General features: G+C 67.0%; 3 protein-coding genes and 2 pseudogenes. 2 read left to right on the top strand and 3 right to left on the bottom strand.

Annotation, left to right across the window (positions count from 1 at the left end):
- Positions 1-26: 26 nt before the first annotated feature.
- The gene (locus ACWEJ6_RS54435) at positions 27-641 is read right to left on the bottom strand and encodes a hypothetical protein (RefSeq protein WP_452433616.1); all 615 of its coding nucleotides are present in this window, start codon (positions 639-641) and stop codon (positions 27-29) included.
- Between ACWEJ6_RS54435 and ACWEJ6_RS54430 the strand changes: the two genes are divergently transcribed.
- Positions 546-806 carry a hypothetical protein gene (locus ACWEJ6_RS54430; protein ID WP_452433618.1) on the top strand — a complete coding sequence of 87 codons (261 nt, stop codon included), beginning with the start codon at positions 546-548 and terminating at the stop codon, positions 804-806. The two genes, ACWEJ6_RS54435 and ACWEJ6_RS54430, sit on opposite strands and share 96 nt — an antisense overlap.
- Before the next feature lie 66 nt (positions 807-872).
- Here the strand turns inward: ACWEJ6_RS54430 and ACWEJ6_RS54425 are convergent.
- Positions 873-1,163: pseudogene (locus ACWEJ6_RS54425) on the bottom strand (site-specific integrase); the annotation flags it as partial.
- A gap of 110 nt (positions 1,164-1,273) precedes the next feature.
- Between ACWEJ6_RS54425 and ACWEJ6_RS54420 the strand changes: the two are divergent.
- A complete protein-coding gene (locus ACWEJ6_RS54420; RefSeq protein WP_452433614.1) occupies positions 1,274-1,843 on the top strand; it encodes an ArsR/SmtB family transcription factor in 570 nt (189 codons plus the stop codon).
- 485 nt (positions 1,844-2,328) lie between these two features.
- Here the strand turns inward: ACWEJ6_RS54420 and ACWEJ6_RS54415 are convergent.
- A pseudogene (locus tag ACWEJ6_RS54415) lies at positions 2,329-3,522 on the bottom strand (IS110 family transposase); the annotation flags it as partial.
- Positions 3,523-3,609 lie beyond the last annotated feature (87 nt).

The raw sequence follows: 3,609 nt of genomic DNA, 5'->3' as shown, positions 1-3,609 counted from the left end.
CGCCAAGGCGATCGCCCGCCCCGCCGCTACGTCCGCCGCCATCTGACTGGCCTCCTGCAACGACAAACCCCCGCCCGGTCCTCACGGATCAGGCGGGGGCTGCTTCGCGTTGTACGGCTGGTCCCGTTGTTCGCACGTGAGTGATTTTTCAGCGGAGCTCTCGTGGATCGATGTCGAGGAGGTCCAGGAGATGGAGTTGGAGGTCGGTGGGTTGCGGGATGGTCGGGGGTGACTGGCCGGTGCCCGGGATCAGCCGGATGCAGGCCAGCGCGTCGAGGACGAGTTTGCCGGTGGGCACGGCGGGCCGTGCGGCATAGAGCCCGTTGACCTGATGTCGATCTCGCCGCGTGCGAAGGTGCAGTAGGTCTGCCAGCGGTGGTGGGCGGCGTCGTAGGACGGCGGTCCGCCGCGGCCGTTGACGCTGGATCGAAACAGCGGCCCGGCGTTGTAGCCGGTGCGGGCCAGGTAGAGCTTGAGCAGGGTGACGTAGCGAGGTCGTGCAGCGGGACGGTGCGTACGCTGCCGCCCTTGCCGTGGATGCGGACATGTTCGTCGTCCAAGCGCAGATCGAGATCCTCCACGTAGAGACCGCGGACTTCGGAGGCGCGAGCGCCGCAGACGTAGGCGGTCTCGAACAGCACCCGGTCGCGCAGCCGGTCCAGTGGCAGGTTCTTGCGCGGCCGCCGCGAGCAAATCGCGGCCAAGACCTTGGCGACGTCGGCGACGTCGGCGGCCGCGGCTGGGCGGGGCAGGGCCTTGGGGACCTTGGCGGTATCGATCCGGTCCATCGGGTTGGCCTGCGGTAGATCGTGGCGGACCGCCCACTTGGTGAAGGAGACGATCGCGGCGCGCTTGCGCTTGCGGCTGGCCGGCGACAGCTCGGCGAGCTCGGCCAGGTAAGCGCGGATCGGCGTCGCGGTCAGCTCGGCGATCGCCTCGCCGTGGTGTGCGGCAAACGCGACCAAATCGCCGCGGTAGGCGCGCCGGGTGTGAGCGGAGGCGCCTGGCCGCTCCCGAAGGGGCCACCCGCCGAGCACGTCGGCGCGTAGGCGCCGGCCGCGCGGGTCGTCGTGCTGGAGTCCGGCGGGGATGTCGTAGTCGCGGGCGGTTTGGGCGAGGCACAGCTTCAGAGCACCTCGAGATTTTTGACACCGCAACTCCATGACCGATTTCGTCAGGGCGCTGGACGACGACTCCTTCACCACGATGCCGGAGGATCAAGATCCAGTAGACGTCTTGATCATCTTCACCTGCCGGTCATACCGTCGTGCCCATGCGACATATCGATGACCCGGACATCCTCAAGGTCTTGACCAGCCGCTTCCGGATGAAGCTATTCGGCCGCCTCTGCCGGATCGGCCCGATCACGGTGAGTGAGCTGGCCAGACGGATGCAGGCCGACCCTGGCCAGGTCAGCTACCACCTGCGGCAGATGCAGAAACACGGCTTGATCGAGGACGTGCCGGAACTGGCCCGGGACAGCCGGGAACGCTGGGTGCGAGCATCCATGGGCGGGTGGGCATTAGTGAGGAACTTCGAAGCGCCAGAGGCCAGGGCTGCGGCGCAAGCGTGGACCTCACAGTGGGTGATCGACCAATTCGAGCGGCTGCGCGACTTCGAACGCACGCACATGACGCTTCCGGAGGACTGGCGCAATGCGGCCTTCGGAGGCAGCCACCACCTGAGGCTCACCAAGGACGAGCTCGCACAGCTCGCCGATCAACTCTACGCCGTATTGCAGCCCTGGCGGGAGCTGGCCAAATCCCGTGTCGAATCGAGTGAGCCCGCACCGGACACCCGCCCGATCTTCATCTTCTACCACGCATTCCCAGAAGAACCCTGAGGTGCCTTCTGTGCATCACCTGCATGAAGAGCTCATCCACGCAGCGCTTGCTGAGCGGCGAGCCGAAGCCGCACACCTGCACATGATTCCGCCGCGTTCACGCCGAGCTGTTCTCCTGCGCCTACGCGGTTGGTTGACGGTCAACCTTCGCCGCCTCGCCGATCATCTCGAACCTGCCCGATAGACCGTTCTCTCGACTTTCTAGATCACCTCCTGGAAGGGAGTTCTTACCGGACACTCTGAGCGCGTACGGGTATGACCTGAAGTACCTGTTCACCTTCCTCGATCGGGAGGGCTTGGACTGGCGGGACTTTCGGGCGCCGCACAAGCTGGCTCTGCTGGCGTTCCTGCGGCGGCGCAAATCCGACGATTACCTGCGATGCTCGAAGTTCTTCACCACCAGCGAGTCGTCCCACGACTACGGGATCGGCGTCCAGCTCCCGAAGGTCTCTCCAGCCCCAAAGACATCCCAGGTGCTTAGGGTGTCAAGCGGCGAGTGGTTTGATGTGATGTGACCAGGCGGTTGCTTCGTCGTAGAGAGTGTTGGTCTTCAGGCATCCGTGCAGAATGCCGACGAGGCGGTTGGCCACCTGGCGGAGGGCGGCGTGATGGCAGACGTCGCGGGCCCGGAGCCGGTCGTAGTAGACGCGAGCGCCCGGTGAGGCCTGCAGGGCGGTGAAGGCTTGAGAATCGAGGGCGTCGATGAGCCGGTCGTTGTGCACGTAGCGGGCGAGGACGACCTTCTTCTTGCCGGAAGCCCGGGTGATCGGGCTGGTGCCGGCGTAGTTCTCGCGTGCTTTGGCGTTGACGTAGCGGCCTTCGGTGTCGCCGAACTCTGCGAGCACCGGGGCGCCGAGGACCAGTCCCAGTCCAGGCTGCGATAGGACGATCTCAGCGGCCGGGTGCCGGCCAAAATGGTCCTCCACCTGCCCTTGCAGGGTCTTGATCTGCTCGCCCAGCATGGTGAGGACCGCCACCGCCGAGCCGATGGTGGCGGCGTAGGCAGCGGTCACCGCCGCTGGCTGCCCCAGGTGCTCGGTGCGCAGCGCCGCCTGGATCGCGGCTGCCTTGTCGGCAATGCCCCGGCGGCGAGCTCGTTTGAGCGCGGCGGTGATCTGGCCGATGGTCAGCTTGGACGCCGACACCGGGTCCGGGGCCTTGGCCAGCAACTCCAGGGTGTCGGTTGCGGCCAGGTCCTCGAACGCCTGCAGGGCGGCGGGGAAGTCGTCGCGCAGCGCGTGCCGCAACCGCTGAGCATGGCGGGTCCGTTCCCAGATCAATGTCTTGTGCGCCCGGCTCGCCGCCTTGATCGCCTCGGCTTCGGCGCTGTCGCCGGCCACCGGGCGCAGCTGGTGGGAGTCGGCGCGGACCATGTCGGCCAGCATGTGCGCGTCGGCCGCGTCGCTTTTGGCGCCCGAAACGCTCAGGCGTTCTCGATGCTGTGCCGCCTGCAGCGGATTGACCGCCAGCACCGTGTATCCGGCCGCCAGCAGCGCCTGCACCCACGGGCCGCGGTCGGTCTCGATCCCCACCAGCACTTCGACATCGGCGGCCTCCACATCCTGACCAACCTGCCCAGCGATCATCGCGTGCAGTTTGGTCATCCTGGCTACCCCCTCGGGCAGACGGGCCTTGGCCAGCCTGCGCCCCGAGGCGTCCATCAGCTCGACGTCGTGGTGGGGTCGGCATGGAGCGCGGTGCCGGGATTTCTCCGGGTCCGTTTCTCCATGCCGCCCTCCCGAACCGGACGTGCGAGTTGGCCCCGC

Source organism: Nonomuraea sp. NPDC004702, from assembly GCF_053601695.1.
This window is presented reverse-complemented; position numbering and strand designations above follow the sequence as displayed.

Excerpts from the sequence above, each read along its gene's own strand:
- ACWEJ6_RS54430 (WP_452433618.1), top strand. The coding sequence starts at position 546 with ATGTTCGTCGTCCAAGCGCAGATCGAGATCCTCCACGTAGAGACCGCG.
- ACWEJ6_RS54420 (WP_452433614.1), top strand. The coding sequence starts at position 1,274 with ATGCGACATATCGATGACCCGGACATCCTCAAGGTCTTGACCAGCCGC.